11 protein-coding genes are annotated in these 15,270 nt (G+C 47.9%); 2 read left to right on the top strand and 9 right to left on the bottom strand.

Annotated elements, in window-relative coordinates; translation table 11 throughout:
* Positions 1-90 precede the first annotated feature (90 nt).
* Positions 91-1,500: a hypothetical protein gene (locus CWM47_RS33610; RefSeq protein WP_100992893.1), complete on the top strand. Its 1,410-nt coding sequence runs from the start codon at positions 91-93 to the stop codon at positions 1,498-1,500.
* A gap of 493 nt (positions 1,501-1,993) precedes the next feature.
* On the opposite strand, the gene CWM47_RS33605 is transcribed toward CWM47_RS33610, so the two are convergent.
* Both CWM47_RS33605 and CWM47_RS33600 read right to left on the bottom strand, forming a co-directional pair.
* On the bottom strand, positions 1,994-4,552 hold the full coding sequence (locus CWM47_RS33605; protein ID WP_100992892.1) for an AMP-binding protein: 2,559 nt from the start codon (positions 4,550-4,552) through the stop codon (positions 1,994-1,996).
* Positions 4,536-5,300 carry a hypothetical protein gene (locus CWM47_RS33600; RefSeq protein ID WP_100992891.1) on the bottom strand — a complete coding sequence of 255 codons (765 nt, stop codon included), beginning with the start codon at positions 5,298-5,300 and terminating at the stop codon, positions 4,536-4,538. Before CWM47_RS33600 ends, CWM47_RS33605 begins: the two co-directional genes overlap by 17 nt.
* Positions 5,301-5,560: 260 nt before the next feature.
* On the opposite strand from CWM47_RS33600, the gene CWM47_RS33595 reads away from it, so the two are divergent.
* A complete protein-coding gene (locus CWM47_RS33595) occupies positions 5,561-6,550 on the top strand; it encodes a lipid A deacylase LpxR family protein (RefSeq protein WP_100992890.1) in 990 nt (329 codons plus the stop codon).
* A 317-nt stretch (positions 6,551-6,867) separates the two neighbouring features.
* On the opposite strand, the gene CWM47_RS33590 is transcribed toward CWM47_RS33595, so the two are convergent.
* The 7 genes from CWM47_RS33590 to CWM47_RS33560 form a co-directional block, all read right to left on the bottom strand.
* Positions 6,868-7,983 (bottom strand): ABC transporter ATP-binding protein, encoded by a 1,116-nt coding sequence (locus CWM47_RS33590; RefSeq protein ID WP_100992889.1) that lies wholly within the window; start codon positions 7,981-7,983, stop codon positions 6,868-6,870.
* Between the two features lie 3 nt (positions 7,984-7,986).
* A complete protein-coding gene (locus CWM47_RS33585) occupies positions 7,987-9,309 on the bottom strand; it encodes a hypothetical protein (RefSeq protein WP_100992888.1) in 1,323 nt (440 codons plus the stop codon).
* 49 nt (positions 9,310-9,358) lie between these two features.
* Positions 9,359-10,171 carry a carbohydrate ABC transporter permease gene (locus tag CWM47_RS33580; RefSeq protein ID WP_100992887.1) on the bottom strand — a complete coding sequence of 271 codons (813 nt, stop codon included), beginning with the start codon at positions 10,169-10,171 and terminating at the stop codon, positions 9,359-9,361.
* A gap of 48 nt (positions 10,172-10,219) precedes the next feature.
* On the bottom strand, positions 10,220-11,071 hold the full coding sequence (locus CWM47_RS33575) for a carbohydrate ABC transporter permease (RefSeq protein ID WP_100992886.1): 852 nt from the start codon (positions 11,069-11,071) through the stop codon (positions 10,220-10,222).
* Between the two features lie 82 nt (positions 11,072-11,153).
* Entirely contained in the window at positions 11,154-12,461 is a 1,308-nt protein-coding gene (locus CWM47_RS33570; RefSeq protein WP_100992885.1) for an extracellular solute-binding protein, read from the bottom strand.
* Positions 12,462-12,543: 82 nt separating this feature from the next.
* On the bottom strand, positions 12,544-13,614 hold the full coding sequence (locus CWM47_RS33565; protein WP_100992884.1) for a LamG domain-containing protein: 1,071 nt from the start codon (positions 13,612-13,614) through the stop codon (positions 12,544-12,546).
* 109 nt (positions 13,615-13,723) lie between these two features.
* Positions 13,724-15,262 (bottom strand): RagB/SusD family nutrient uptake outer membrane protein, encoded by a 1,539-nt coding sequence (locus CWM47_RS33560; protein ID WP_100994162.1) that lies wholly within the window; start codon positions 15,260-15,262, stop codon positions 13,724-13,726.
* Positions 15,263-15,270 lie beyond the last annotated feature (8 nt).

The raw sequence follows: 15,270 nt of genomic DNA, 5'->3' as shown, positions 1-15,270 counted from the left end.
GTTTGTGCAAAATTGTAATATACTTTTAGTATATATTGTACACTACATATTTAAATAATCTCCATAAAACTTAACTAAAATAACTACTTTATGGATTCTTGTTTATTGCCCAGCATTACTCCTTATAGTATAATCCGATGGTGCATAATCTGGTTATTCGTAATATCATCTGCACATTTATCGGCACAACCCACTAAGCAATGGGACAAAACATTTGGTGGCTCTGGTAATGATGTTCTCTCTATTACTCTGCCTACGGCTGATGGAGGCTACCTATTGTGCGGAGTATCCTACTCAAGTGCAGGGGGTGATAAAACGCAACCCAACTGGGGAGAGGGAGATTATTGGATTGTCAAGATAGGGAAAGACGGGATCAAGCAATGGGATAAAACATTTGGTACTACTGACAATGACGTATTTAAATCTGTGATAGCTACCCCTGACGGAGGTTACCTACTCGGCGGAACAGCCTATGCGTTCTTAAATGGGGATAAGACCAAGTTTGGAAATATGTGGTTACTTAAGATCGATGCCAATGGTAATAAGCTTTGGGATAAAGCTTATGGAGGAAACTCAGGTTTTAGTGACATGATATCCACCGCTGATGGGGGTTATCTACTAGGAGGTACTACAGCATCAGGAATTGGCGGGGATAAGACACAACCCAGTAGAGGAGGATACGATTACTGGATTATTAAGATTGATGCCAATGGCATCAAACAATGGGACAAAGCATTCGGGGGCAACCAGTCGGATCAGCTCATTAAATTGGTGGCAAGTGTGGATGGGGGATATTTACTAGGCGGCAAATCTGTGTCAGGCATAAATGGGGATAAAACTGAACCATCTAGAGATGGCAGTACAACGTTTGATTACTGGATAGTTAAGATTGACGCGAATGGGACTAAACAATGGGATAAAACATACGGAGGTGTTAGTACAGACGAGTTATCTGCCCTCATAACGACACCAGATGGTGGGTATCTGCTGGGAGGGACATCATCCTCCCACTCTACGGGTGATAAAACGCAACCTTCCAGGGGAGCTTCAGATTATTGGATTGTCAAGATAGGGAAAGACGGGACCAAGCAATGGGATAAAACATTTGGCGGCAAATACGTCGAAAGCCTTGGTGCAGTTGTCTCTACGCCAGATGGTGGCTATTTAATTGGAGGCTACTCTAATAGCTATTCGGGAGGTGATTTAACTGATCCGGGAAAATCTGTACCACGCATTTCTGATTTCTGGCTTGTCAAGGTCAATGCGAATGGAGCTAAACAATGGGATAAAATGTATGGAGGCCTCAGCAATGAGTACTTATTTACGCTTGTAACAACCTCCGATAAGGGATATCTATTAGGTGGCACATCGGCTTCTAATATAGGCGTTGATAAAACCCAGCCCTCTCAGGGAAATAATGATTACTGGATTGTTAAACTAATAGAATGCACCTTGCCTGCTAGATGTGTCAGCATTATCAGTATTGTGAAAACGAAATAGATCAACCGAACGTAATGAGCTTTTTGCCAAACATTATTTTTTGGTGTGAATAAAGCAAAGAAGCTTGGCCAAATGATCGGGCATCTTTGCTTTATCTATAAACCCAAAAAGGAGGTGCTGCCTGACCCGCTGCTCAAATTACCCACTGTGCACCGGAGAATCTGCCGATGTCATTACAAACACCAGCACGGGGGACAACACCACCTACTCGACATAAGCGGTGCTGGTCCTCCGAAACACCATTAAAACTGATACTTCGAGTCTCGTCTTTTGCACAGTCATTAGAAGCCTGTAAGTACTTAACTACTTACAGGCTGTTTTCTATTAAGGGTCCCAGTTATGGAAAGACGGTCAAATTGCTTCTCTTTGTTAAATACTGTCAGAAAAAGTCATTCCTTTTTCGTGATTATAATCCGGATGCGTTCAACCGAAGCTGATCGGATGGTATAAATGAGAAAGCACAGCTGAAATAACCGGGCCAAATTTGTGGGCTTTAGCTTGAGACCGTATACGTCTTAGCTAAAACTTGCAAAAGGACATGGACAACAAGCTCACTGTTGACTTGATTCAGCACCTGGTAGTGATCGCCTGCCAACAAATGCTCCTCTACCCCAACGCTTGTGTAAGTCTGCCATGTATAGTCGGGCTTGATATCCCGCTCGTAAAAAGACGTGTCGGCAGCCCTGAACAGTACAATGGACCGTTGAACAGGGGTATCTATAACTATCTGTTGGCTGTATGTCTGGGCTGCAAATTCGGCTTTCTGTTGCCAATCGGATGTTGGCTGTAGGGGAGCCGAAGCTTTCAATCGACCGGAGTATCGAAAAAATAGCTGACGTAAATTCTCTGACCAATTGAACGATTCGCGGGCTTCAAAGACCCGCTGAAGCTTATGCCAACCGCGTTTAAAATCCTGCACAACAACCTGAGCAAAAGGATACCGTTTGTATAAAGGCGTGTCGACCAGTACCAGGCGACTTAGGGGATGCCTGGGTGACTGCTTATCCAGCCTTAACGCGACTTCATAGGCCAGGATGCCGCCAAAGGAATACCCGATTAATATATTTGGGGCGGAGGTATCGATCAACCGGGCCATTGAATCACATAGCTCAGGTAATCTCCTCAGAAGCCCACTGTCGGTGAAAGAAGAGAAGTAAAGACAGTATAAGTTGGCCTCATCGCTTAGAGCCTCTTCCAGCCATTGGTAAATCCGTTTGTCACCCGAAAGGGGTGGTATAAAATAGATATTGGGTCGATCTGCAACCGGTTGGTTTAGCGAAATACACTGAACGCCTGTTTCAGCGGGCGTCGTAATAAATGAAGCCAGGGCCTGGGGTGTAGGGTAGGAAAAGGCCAATTGCATGGGCAAAGGCTTACCTACATGCGCTTCAAGGGTAGCCAGACAGGCCTCAGCCGTGAGAGAGTCGCCCCCTAGGTCTCGAAAAAAATCATCATAATCGGCTATCGTATCCACGTAGTTTAACTTTTGGGCCCAAATCATCTTGATATGATCTACCAGCGAGTTATCGAAGGAGTTTGGTAGAGCTAAGCCATCGCGATGGAGGAGAATTGGATACTGATCAAGCAGACTGGACCGGTCAAGTTTACCAGTACGGGTGCGCGGTAATTCCACGATAGACTGATAGGTATCAGGAAGCATAAACGTGGGCAACCGCTCCGCCATCCAACGTTTCACTGTTGCTAGATCAACAGGCGAGTCTGGACGGAAAAAGGCCCGAATAAGTGGCTGAGCAGCTGAGTTCATATCACTCACTACGGCCGCTTCGCCAATGCCAGGTGCCTGGCGAAGCACATCTTCCAACTCAAGCAAATTAATTTTCTGCCCGTTTTTCTTGATCATAAAGTCGGTACGCCCACACCAGAATAAGTGACCCGCGTTGTCGAGATAACCCAGGTCACCTGTCGCGTAGCTAACCAACCCATTAGCCTGTCGTTGGTAGGCCCGCTGGCTGGCCATTGGGTTATTGGCGTAAGCATCAGGAATGCCCATTGCCTGGACAACGATTTCGCCCACTTGTCCAGGCTCAAGCCAATCGCCCGTTTCATTGCGGATGCGAACAGTGCGCCCGGTAACGGACTTGCCGACAGAATGTAGTGTAGAACGCCAGTTGGTATCCGTCCGTATTTTATGTTCGGTGATGGTGCGGGTCTCGGTGGTGGCGTAGGCGACCTGAAGAATGGTTTGGGGACCAAATTTCACCTGAAATTCCTCAATATCCTGTTGATTTACGGGTTCGGCCCCAATCGACAGAAAACGAAGCTTGTCGAGGGTTTTAAAATCGAATGGACTTTTTAGCAGCAACCGAAACGAACTGACTGACAGGGTGCTGAAACTGATCTGTTCCCGTTGCCAAAAGGAAGGTACGGATAATACGCCTTCTTTTTTGAGGTTGTGAATAGCCAGCGTAGCGCCTGTTAGCATAGCCGGGAAAAGGCAAGCTAGTGAGGCACTAAATTCGAGAGAGAACAATAGATCAATACGATCAGCAGGGCCGATCTGATTATCCAGAATCTGTCGATCCGTATCCGTTAACACGCTCTGGTGTGAATGAATCACCTGTTTGGGTTGGCCCGTGGTTCCTGAGGTGGTGAACAAACAGAACGGCGTCGTCGGCTCAATGACAACCTTGTCAGCCCCGGATGGCTGGGGTTGCAGCATGTGTGGTTGAATAAGCACTACTGATTCGGGTAGCTGGGCGGCCTGCACTAAATCCGCCGTGCTAATGAGCGCTACAGCACCAACACTGTTGAGTATCGGGTTGATCGCCGACGCCCGTTCCGGATTAATCGAATAATAATAGTTGCCGGATTGGACTATGCCCAACAGGGTTGCAATGTGGTCAACAGGACAGGTGAGCAGTATTGGAATGCACGAATCGCGAAACGTCAATTCTGTCAGCCGACGCGCCACCGCATTGGCCTGTTGAGCCAGCTGCCCATACGTTACCTGACGACCGGCATGGGAAATAGCCACCTGATTGGCGAATCGTTCAGCCAATTGAAACCAACGCTCCCTAAACCCTGTGTTCATAAATCCAGTAGCCTTTGAGAGGAGTCAGGCCTAGCCGACGCATATTCTGATAGCTGGTACTATTTTCGTAAGCCCAGGCTGAAATGCTTTTTGGCCGGTTTTGAAAGCAATACCGAAGACGGCTGATCAATGTGCTGGTATGGTAGCCGTGATTTCTGTAAGACGGCAGAATCGCTCCCCCTGCCAACAGGAAATGCTCATTTTCCTGATAGAGCGCAGCAATACCCACGGCTTGCCGATGCGCCATGACCCGATAGAGTTGGATAGTAGAGGACGATAACAACTGGCTAAAATTGATCGACACGGGCGCGGCATCGGTTCGGTCAGATTCGAAGCTAGCCAGGTAATCCTGTGTAAACGAGTAAAGCGTTGTCGGCGATACCGGCTCGAGTTCGGTAGCCGCTTCGGATTCAGCCAGTTCGTTGATCTGATTGGGTGCCTGCAACAATATCTGTCTGCCTTTACACAAGTAGCCTTCCTTGTTCAAAAAGGAGTGAAGGTGAGTTGACTCGGCCGCATCTTCAATTAATAACCGATGAGGAGTATGCTGGTAAAACGCTTTGGTTTCCTCAACGACTTGTTGAATCTGACTGGCGGCTAAACAAATAGTGTAGTTGAAATAATTAACATCCGCGAAATGTAAGCTGGCATGAGTAGTCGTAATGTTGGTTCGTATGCGGGCTGAATTGTGAGCTAGGGAAGCGTATTTGGTTAACCGTTCAAGGTCATAACGTACAAATAATTCCATTCTTATACACTTAATGATTGTCTCAATACATTTACTATTGATATTTCCTCACCAAAGGTAACAAATTTGATTTGTGGAATACTTCTCTTGTTAACCCTGGTTAATCTATCCCAGAAAGAAGTCGCCAAAGCCGGGCATAAGCGATCCAGAAGCGGTGGAGAAAGCCTTTTGTTTCAGCTGTACATGCCGTTCTTCTGATTGACCAACCAGTTAAGGCCTCCATCAATCCCAGACCGCAGATCAGGCGTAGATAGCTTAGCATGCAGACTACAAAAACCTATACGGCTCTTCTATGCTGGCTACTCCCCGTCCTAGGTTTAGCTCAACGCATCGACAATATGGTTTCTTTTCGACAGATAGACCAGCCTTCCTTCAGCCGACTACACTACGACAACGACTTTTTCACCGGAACGGATTATTACTATACCCAGGGCTACATGCTGGAACTCGTCAAGCCATCCCTTCAAAAAAATCCCCTGACCAAACTACTTATTAAAGCCAAGGGCAATCAGATTCAGTACGGTCTGGCCTTCGAGCATTTAGGCTTTACACCGACTTCGATTCGCAGCCAGACCACTTTAATCGGCGACCGCCCGTTTGCGGCTGGCCTATCGCTAAAAACGTTCAGCCTATCAACTGATACACTACGCCGGCTTCGGGTGTCAGCGGGGCTAAGTATGGGGATGATGGGTCCGGTGGCGTTAGGGAACCAAATACAAACTGCTCTTCATCGGCTCTTCAACGGGGTTGAGCCCAAAGGCTGGCAGTATCAGATACACAATGATGTGATCCTGACATATACCCTTCATTATGAAAAACAGCTCTATGCCTATCGCCAGGCGCTATCAATAAGTACGACAGCTCAGGCCCAAGTGGGTACCTATATAGATCGGTTACAAACGGGGATTGTGGTAATGGCGGGCCGGTTCAACTCCCCCTTTGGCCCAATGTTCGCCCCGTGTCGATTACCTCTGCAACTGTACATATATGCACAACCCCTGGTTAGTGTAATAGGCTACGATGCAAGCCTGCAAGGAGGTCTTTTCAATTCAAGCAGTCCGTATGTGCTTTCAGTTCACCAACTGGCGCGGATTACATTTCAGGGAAACGTTGGCATCGTATTTCGCTATAAATCACTGTATCTGGAATATGCGGAGTCAATGCTCAGCCGGGAATTCAGCAGTGGTTTGTCTCATCGTTGGGGTGGAGTAAAACTAGGTGCATCGTTCGGTTCGCTACGCACTAAATAATGGCACCGTGACGAAGGGAGACTAGCTTAATTGGCAAAGATTATTGGTATATTCAGTAAACTACTGGAAGGTGTATTTTTATTTCAGACAATCAGCGCGTTCAGGAAGTATGTAAGGTAATGGTAATCCCGGTTCAACCGACCAAATTTTCCCGACCCAAACGGTTCCGGATTAGAACAACCGATTTTATATAGTTTTATCCAGAGAAAGCCGCTTACAAAACTCAACGGACATTAAAGTTTCGCATTTGAGGACTCCTGCTGCTGCAAATGAAACAGACTACCAACCATTTAATCTAAGCCCTATAGCGTTGACACTTATCGAATTGCCTGTTCGGTTTGTGTATCGAAGAAGTGAAGTTTATCAAGTTCCCAAAACAACGAAATCGGCTGACCGAACGTGACGGACGCATCGCCTGGCAGTTTGGCAACAAACCGACGGTCTTCAATTGTAAAATAGGCCAGGATTTCGCTACCCATATGTTCTACGGCGTCAATTAACGTAGCCGTCTCTGCGGAGTAATTACGTTGTGACAAACCGATCGGCTGCTCGCGAATGTGCTCCGCCCGGATACCGAGCATTACGTCGCGACCTTCGTAAGGCGCCAGTGCCGCCTGATGAGCCGACATTGACAAGTCAATTCGAACCGTGCTATCCGAACTTTCAAAACTTATTTCTTTATCTGAACTGACAATCCGACCGGGCAGGAAATTCATTGGGGGCGAACCGATAAAACCGGCAACAAACAAATTAGCGGGCTGATTATAAAGGGCTAAGGGTGTATCGTATTGAAGCACGTCGCCATTCCGTAGTACGACAATCCGGTCGCCGAGGGTCATGGCCTCGATCTGGTCGTGCGTAACGTAGATCATAGTTGCCTGCAAATCGCGGTGAAGTTTCTGCAATTCGATACGTGTCTGACCCCGGAGTTTGGCATCCAGATTACTCAGTGGCTCATCGAACAGGAACACTTTCGGATTTCGTACGATAGCCCGTCCGATCGCTACGCGTTGCCGTTGCCCACCCGACATATCTTTAGGCTTTCGGTCCAGAAGATTCTCAATTTCCAATATGCTGGCCGCGTTGGTCACGCGCTGCCGGATTTCATCGCTGGCCATATTCCGTAGCTTCAGCCCGAACGCCATGTTGTCGTAAACGGTCATGTGCGGGTAAAGCGCGTAATTCTGGAATACCATAGCAATGTCGCGGTCTTTTGGAGCACGCTCGTTGATACGTTGTCCATCGATCAGCAGGTCGCCATCGGTGATATCTTCCAGCCCGGCAATCATCCGCAACAGGGTAGACTTGCCACAACCCGACGGCCCAACAAGCACAACAAATTCGCGGTCCTTGACGTCAATATTGACATCGTTGATCACCCTTGGCCCACCTGCGTAAGCCTTGGCAATGTGACGTAGTATTACTTCAGCCATTCGCTACTTATATTTTTCTAATGCGTTCACTGCGTCGGGGTATTGTTCGAGACGTTGAAACGCCCAGAGCGATTCGATTGTCGATTCGGCTCCCGAATTGCGATTAATCTGACTACTTGAGGTAATTCCATCATACCCCCGACCTGTTGCCGGGTCGTACATAGATGTATTGGCTACGTTTTTTCCCAGAAACCAGCTTGCCAGTTGTCCGGCTAAATCAGCATATTTAGCCTCTTTCGTTTGATCAAAAGCTTCCAGCGCAGCCCAGACCATTGGTCGAATGCCATAGGCAATCTGCGAAACCTGACTCGATTTGATCGGCTTGACTTCCGTACCGGGTTGTTGGACCGTAAACGATTCCAGAAAACCCAGTTGAATCAGATACGGGTAAAAATTATCAATTTCCCGCCTGGCGGCTGCAATCCAGGTCGGTTTGTTCAGCGCTTTCCCAACCCGCAACAGTGCATACGATTGGTCGCTACCGTAGGCATGCCAGCCATTATCAAAACTCAAAATAGCTCCATATGGAAACTTACCCACGTCGCCGTATTGCATCGCCAGAATACCATCGCCCAGCAATTCAATCAGGCTCAAAACATCAGCATTTGGAGTTTGCTGATAGATATTATTCAGAGAAATCAGCATAATGGCTGCCTGATCGGTGCCCGAACCGAAAGGAAGCCATTTAGGCACCTGTATGCCCTGGACGAAGTTGTACTCCTTTGGCTTGTTGCCAAAGTCTCGAAGCATATTCGCCGTTAGTTTCTGGATAGCTGTCTGCATACGTCCCGCCAGTGTTGCATCGGCTTTCAGGTAGTACGGATACGCTTCGGTCAGAAGCCATAAGGCTCGCCACGACCAGAAATTTGCCTGGGCCACGCTGGTCTTAAATGTCTTGTTAATGGTTCGATCGGGCCAGAGGAAATTATAAAAATACCCCGCGCCGGCGTCCCCGTTGTCAGCTTGTAGTTGCAGAACGAACTCGGTCATTGTCCGCAGTTTGGTTTGCGTGTCTTTATTGGTTGCCAGATCAGGTTCACGCAGCATCAGCAGGGCTGCCCGCGCTACATCGTCGATGCAGGTGAATCCTTCGTCGGTATCCGTTACGAGATGATAATCAGGCGCTTCGCTATAGATGGCTACCGTCCCAACTTCGGTTCCGTTTGAGGCCAACTTAACCGTCTGATACAGTCGATCCAGATGCGACAAATTAACATAGCGCGTGGTGGGCGTCGTGGTCTGGGCCACAGGCTGCTCTTTCTTACACGAAAACGTGAAGAGTAAAAGTTGAAGCGTAAGAAGTTTCAAAAAAACGGGACGAATCATAACGTTTCTGGTCTACTATTTCCTGACGTTGCAATGACAGGGTAAAAAATCAATCTTTCAAGCCCGAAGACGCCATGCTACGGATGAAGTGTTTCTGGAAAAACAGGTACAAAATCACAATTGGAATAGCCAGCATAACGGCAGCCGCAATCTTAACACCCAGCTGTCCTTCGGCCCGACCACCAACGGAAAACAGTGTTACCAGTTGCGGCATCGTCATTCTTGACTCATCCCGAATAACAATCAATGGCCACAGCGCTTCATTCCATAATCCCATGAATGTCAGAATTGTAATGGTCAGGACCGTTGGCAGAATATTTGGTATCAGTATCTGAAAAATTATCCGCATCTCGTTTGCTCCGTCCAATCGGGCTGCGTCGATCAAGGCCTGTGGTAAGCTCTGGAATGCCTGCCGGAATAGCAGGATCGACAAAGAACTTAGTGCAAAGGGGACTATCAACGCCAGATACGTATCAACCCAGCCTAACCGCACCATTGTGATGTAGTTCGGAATCAGCGTTATCTGAAACGGTAGCGTCATCGTGAAAATGATGAGGTAAAAAATCCAGTCACGCCCGACAAAATCAAGCTTCGCCAGTGCATAACCGACCATTGCCCCCGATATCAGAACCAGTCCTGTTGTTAATATGGCAACAAAAGAGCTATTCAGAAATGCCCTGTCGAGCGGGATTTTAGTGAACACCGTTACGTAATTACTCCAGGTAAAACCCACCGGCAACAACGTCAGGCTCGACAGCCCACTCTCCGACGACAGGGACGCGCTTACCATCCAGATAAACGGATAGATGAACGACACAGCCGCGAGGATAAGGAGAACGTATTTTAGAGCTGTTTGAGCCATTTTATGTTTTTTTAGTAGCGTTGACGGTTGTAGAGCCGACCGTCCACGTTACACTTCCTGCTCAACATATCGCCGTTGAATGACGACGACAAACAGAATGATCAGCGCAAAGCAGAAGCCTAGTGTAGCGGAATAGCCCATGTGATAAAATTGAAACGCTTGCCGGTAAATGTACATCACTGCCGAGAGTGTCGTGTTCATCGGCCCGCCCTGTGTCATGATGTATGGCTCGACAAAGAGCGAAAATCCACTGATTGTCGAGAGGACGACGACGGTAAAAATTGTTGGGTTGATCATCGGCAACGTTATGAACCGAAACTTCTGCCAGTTGGTAGCTCCTTCGAGATCGGCAGCTTCGTAATACTGCATCGGCACAGATTGCAATCCAACCAGAAACAGAATAACGTACAGCCCAACGTTTTTCCAGGTCGCCATCACAGCAATGGAATACATCGCCACCGCCGGATCGTCGAGCCAGGCGACACGGGGCACACTCATGGCCGTCAGCAATCGATTCAAAATTCCCGAATTGTAGCTTAATAGTTGCTGCCACAAAATCGTAACGACCACACCCGACACGATTACCGGCAGGAAAAAAGCCGCCCGAAAAAACGATGCACCACGTACTGTTCGGTTCAGCAACTCGGCCAATATCAGTGCTACAAAAATTTGCAACGGAATATGTACCAGCAGGAAACGTACCGTATTCCAGACCGCCTGCCAGAACAACCGGTCTTTGAAAAGGTGTTCGTAGTTGGCCAGCCCAATGTACTGCATGGGTGAAATGATGTTCCAGCTATGAAACGTCAGCACTACTGAGAATACGACAGGGAATGCCACAAACACCGCGAAATGCAGGATGTAAGGCGAAACAAGAAGATAGGGCGTCCACTTTTTCATAGAATGTAAAGAGTGAAAGTGCGAAACCGGGCCGCCGGAGCGGAGTGAAAGTGCGAAAACCATCTGGTCTTTTTGCGCACTTTCACTCTTTCACTCTTTCACTCATTAATAATACATCCACCGCTTTAGCTGCGTCGGCAATGGCGGCTTCGGGTGTTTTTTTATTGAAAATTACGCAGGCTTCGTATTCCTGCGAGATAATATCAAAGACTTCCACAATTACCTCCGAGTTATCCACGCCTTTGATATAGCGGGCCTGTTTGGCAAAGGGAAGCAGACGGGGATTTTTTGTTAGGAAGGAGGCAAAATACGGGTCCGTATCGACGTTTTTCCGACGTGGAAACTGACCCGTTAATTCCATTAGTTGCAAATCGCCGGGCTTGTCGACGAGTGTTTTTACAAATTCCCAGGCGGCCTGCGGATCACGGCAGGTGTTGAAAATAACAATGTTTTTGGGATCACCATACGTATAGGCAGGCCCCCGATGATTGTCTGGAACAGGCATGGCATACGTGCCATACTCGAAACCAGGATCTTTAAATTTCTCCAGGAAACCGACCGTCCAGGGACCGGTAAACTGCGAGGCAATACGCTTTGCCAAAAACGGGTCACGGGTGGCCGAAAGCCTCTCTTTCGCGAAATAACCGTCTTTGTACAACGTCTGTAAAAACCGAAATACCTCCACAGCGTATTGGTTATTGAAGGCGGCCCGGGATGGACGTCCCCGATTGTTGACAATAAGTGGAGCGCCGTTAGAAGCTGCCAGATAAAGCGGATAGAAATTGAAGAGCCGTTCATACCAGATAGCTTTCACTTCCGTATAACCCAGCCATTGATCAACATAGCCATCGCCATTCTTATCCTGAGTAAACTGACGCCCGGCATTGAGGTACTTTGTATAGGTATAGGGCGGCTGTGCGTTATTCAGGTCATTCATAGCGAGGGTATTCGAGACCAGCATAATCGGGTTCACTTTCCAGGGCACCTGATAAATATGCCCATCCGACGATGTTATTTCCCGAATGACGGCACTATCACAGCGAGCCATGATGAACTCCCGAAAACCGGTTAGTGTGTCTAACGGGATTAAAACATTCGCTTTGGCGTACATCTCCACACTACCCTGCCACATATTGGCGTAAATATCGGGGGTAGTTTTGCCCACCACCGATGCCAGAATGATCTCTTCACTCGACTGTCCTTCTGGAATAGGCTGGTAATGTAACGGCTTATCAGGACGCTGCTTCTGCCATTGATCCGTGAAGTTTTTTGCAAACGCAATTTCTCCTGCATTGTTGGAGCACCAGAACGTAAGCGAACGGTTTGTCGCCTGTTCGTGGTTGCAGGCAGTCAGCCCGAGTAAACAAAGCAGAATGGATAGTTTGGGCATTGGAAGGAACCAAAGAAGTCATTTAAAACCTCCCCCGCCCCCTAAAGGGAGCCGGGGAGGTTTTAATCATGCAAAGAAATCATTACGGCTTCTCAGCAGTATAGAGAGATTTTACCTGCGTGTCGCTCAGCGCAACATTGTAGATGCGAACTTCATCTAAGTCGCCACGGAAGTACCCACCCCAGGGGCCATTGAAGTTATTTCCATCTGCATCATTTGCCTCGTTATTCTGATACAGACTCGTTGGCAAATCCTGGCCAATCGCTAAATTAATCGTGCTCTTCACCGCCACTGGATCACCCGTTAAATTAGGCCAGTTTTTCGTTAATGTCCCATTGAGGTAGAAGTTCATGTTACCTGCTTTATAGGTCACCGTAATATGATACCATTTATTCAGGTCCAATTTTGGATCGGCGTTGTCATGGTCAATGATGCCGGTCGTCGTCTTGAGTGTAAAGAAGGCATAATTGGCCTGCTGAATGTTTAATTTATAGCCATTCCAGCGATTCAGGCCCAATATGTAATTATTGCCCGCGACCGAATTGGAATCCATACGTGCCCACACGCTAACCGTAATTTCTTTAGCTGGATTTATAACCGTGTTGTAAGGCACTTCGATATTACCGCCCTTGAAGAAGTGATAGGCTTTATTATCAACGCCATATCGATCTTTTGTCAACGTCGGCGTACCCGCTCCCCATTGCGCACCACCGGCTTTTAGTGATCCATCCAATCCTTTACCCGACGCATCTTTCGTGTCACCATCCATCTTCAGGTAAAGCACCAGATTCTGGGGCGCAATTTGCTGAACCTGCTTGCTTAGAAAGAGAAGTCCGGCCTGCCCCAGGTTTGTATACGCATTATTAACATCTGACTGCGAGGCACTTGTGCTGTTATTTACCGTTGTAGCCGCGTCGATAGCCGTCTTGAATACGGCTTTGGAACCGGCTTCAAATTGACCAACTTGTGTTCCTTCAACAGCTAGCGCATACCCTGCATTGGCGCTGTCTAAGCGGGCTTTGAGCTTTGTCTTATCTACAACTACAACAACGGGGTCATCCGTTTTTTTACAAGCGTCAAATAAGACCAACAGTAGCATAAAAGCCATAATTACGCTCAGTAACGAGCGAACAGAAAATGAATTGTTTTTCATTGGTTTGTGAGTTAAAGTAATTGGTAAAAAGGTTTAATTAATTGATAATGAATAATGTACAACTTTTTGACTATCAGTAGATTTTCACTCTCCATTGTACATTATCCATTCAAAAATTTAAAGCTTTGTTGGTATCCCGTTCACTCTGAGGAATCGGGAAATAGCGGTTGACATCGTAGGTGAATGATGTCTTGTCACGTAGTGCATTTTGAGCATAGTCTTTGCCCCAGCGCATCAGATCGAAGAACCGGTGAAACTCCTGACCAAGCTCAACCCGCCGTTCGTGGTAGATCGCATCGCGAAGGCTCGATTGGCTCGTGTTTGTTACGTCGGGCAGCAAACCTGCCGGAATAGTTGCCACGGCTGTTCCAGAACCCGGCGTTCCTGATACGGAAGTACTCAAGGTTGGGTCATTGAGGTAGCTTTCCCGCGCCCGCTTCCTGACCTGATTGAGCAGTGGCAGCGCTTCAGCCGGGCGCCCTAACTCATTGAGCGCTTCGGCCTGCCACAACAAAACGTCTGCGAAGCGAATCGCTACGTAGTTCAAATTGCCATCGCCTTTCGTGCTAGGCGGAATTTCGGCCAACGGCTGCTCGTGTTTTTTAGTCAGATAACCCGTTGGCGACCAGGCCGGATCAAACGGTTGGCCATTCACCCAATTTTTTCCCGCACGGCCAACCGTATAATCGAGCCGGGGATCAACAACGCCCGCACTCGTTTTCTCAAACTCATTGACGAAACCGGCTGTTGGCGCATTGAAAAAATAGCCGTTTTCGTTTGGACGGGGCGCAAACCATTGATTCAGCCGATTGCCGGTAAAGGGCACCTGACCTGTTAAATGCTGGACGGCGAAAACAGTTTCGACACTGTTCTTATGAGTCTGATCGAAATTCTGCGAGAACACGGGCAACAGCGAGTAATTCCCAATGGCTTGCACCTGAGCGGCAGTCGTAGCCGCCAGCTGCCATTTTTTCTCGTACAGATACGCTTTCGCTAATAGGGCGGTAGCAGCGCCCCTGGTTGCCCGGCCTACATCCGCTCCGGTATAGGCAGCAGGTAGATTTTTGATGGCTTCCTGCAAATCCGGCTCAATAGCCTGTTCATAAATCGTGGCTACCGGCGATTGGGTAATCTGGAGTTGGTCGGCGTTTTTTGGCTCCAGCAAAAGGGGTATTGGGCCATAAATATTCACTAAATAGAAATAATACAGCGCCCGCAGAAATCGGGCTTCACCCAAAATACGATTCTGCACAGTTGCACTCATGTTGATGGCGGGAACCCGTGCCAGAATCTGGTTGCACCGATAAATGCCTTCGTACATTTCGCCCCACTGCGACTCAACGGGCCCGTTGCTGGGATAAATCTGAAAATCGTCGATTAAACCGATATCTGCCTGATCGCCAGGATCACCACCTTTAGCCGCATCATCAGACGCTACGTCGCCAAAGACCCATAACCGATTGCGATCACTCGAAAATGTCAGGGGTGTGTAAGCCGCATTGATTGCCAGAATTGCCTGCGCCTGTGTCTTGTAAAAGGCACCGTCAGAATAATTACCGAGCAATTGTTCGTCCAGATAATTTTTACAGCCGTCCAGTGTTAGTGCCAGCAGGCCAGCACTAAGCAGGAATGGATAAATTCTCTTCATAACGTTAC

Source organism: Spirosoma pollinicola (assembly GCF_002831565.1).
GTDB lineage: Bacteria > Bacteroidota > Bacteroidia > Cytophagales > Spirosomataceae > Spirosoma > Spirosoma pollinicola.
The sequence above is the reverse complement of the archived record's forward strand: the minus strand, read 5'-3'. Positions and strand labels throughout refer to the sequence as shown.

Excerpts from the sequence above, each read along its gene's own strand:
- CWM47_RS33580 (WP_100992887.1), bottom strand. The coding sequence starts at position 10,171 with ATGGCTCAAACAGCTCTAAAATACGTTCTCCTTATCCTCGCGGCTGTG.
- CWM47_RS33560 (WP_100994162.1), bottom strand. The coding sequence starts at position 15,262 with ATGAAGAGAATTTATCCATTCCTGCTTAGTGCTGGCCTGCTGGCACTA.
- CWM47_RS33565 (WP_100992884.1), bottom strand. The coding sequence starts at position 13,614 with ATGAAAAACAATTCATTTTCTGTTCGCTCGTTACTGAGCGTAATTATG.
- CWM47_RS33575 (WP_100992886.1), bottom strand. The coding sequence starts at position 11,071 with ATGAAAAAGTGGACGCCCTATCTTCTTGTTTCGCCTTACATCCTGCAT.
- CWM47_RS33590 (WP_100992889.1), bottom strand. The coding sequence starts at position 7,983 with ATGGCTGAAGTAATACTACGTCACATTGCCAAGGCTTACGCAGGTGGG.
- CWM47_RS33605 (WP_100992892.1), bottom strand. The coding sequence starts at position 4,552 with ATGAACACAGGGTTTAGGGAGCGTTGGTTTCAATTGGCTGAACGATTC.
- CWM47_RS33595 (WP_100992890.1), top strand. The coding sequence starts at position 5,561 with ATGCAGACTACAAAAACCTATACGGCTCTTCTATGCTGGCTACTCCCC.
- CWM47_RS33585 (WP_100992888.1), bottom strand. The coding sequence starts at position 9,309 with ATGATTCGTCCCGTTTTTTTGAAACTTCTTACGCTTCAACTTTTACTC.
- CWM47_RS33600 (WP_100992891.1), bottom strand. The coding sequence starts at position 5,300 with ATGGAATTATTTGTACGTTATGACCTTGAACGGTTAACCAAATACGCT.
- CWM47_RS33610 (WP_100992893.1), top strand. The coding sequence starts at position 91 with ATGGATTCTTGTTTATTGCCCAGCATTACTCCTTATAGTATAATCCGA.
- CWM47_RS33570 (WP_100992885.1), bottom strand. The coding sequence starts at position 12,461 with ATGCCCAAACTATCCATTCTGCTTTGTTTACTCGGGCTGACTGCCTGC.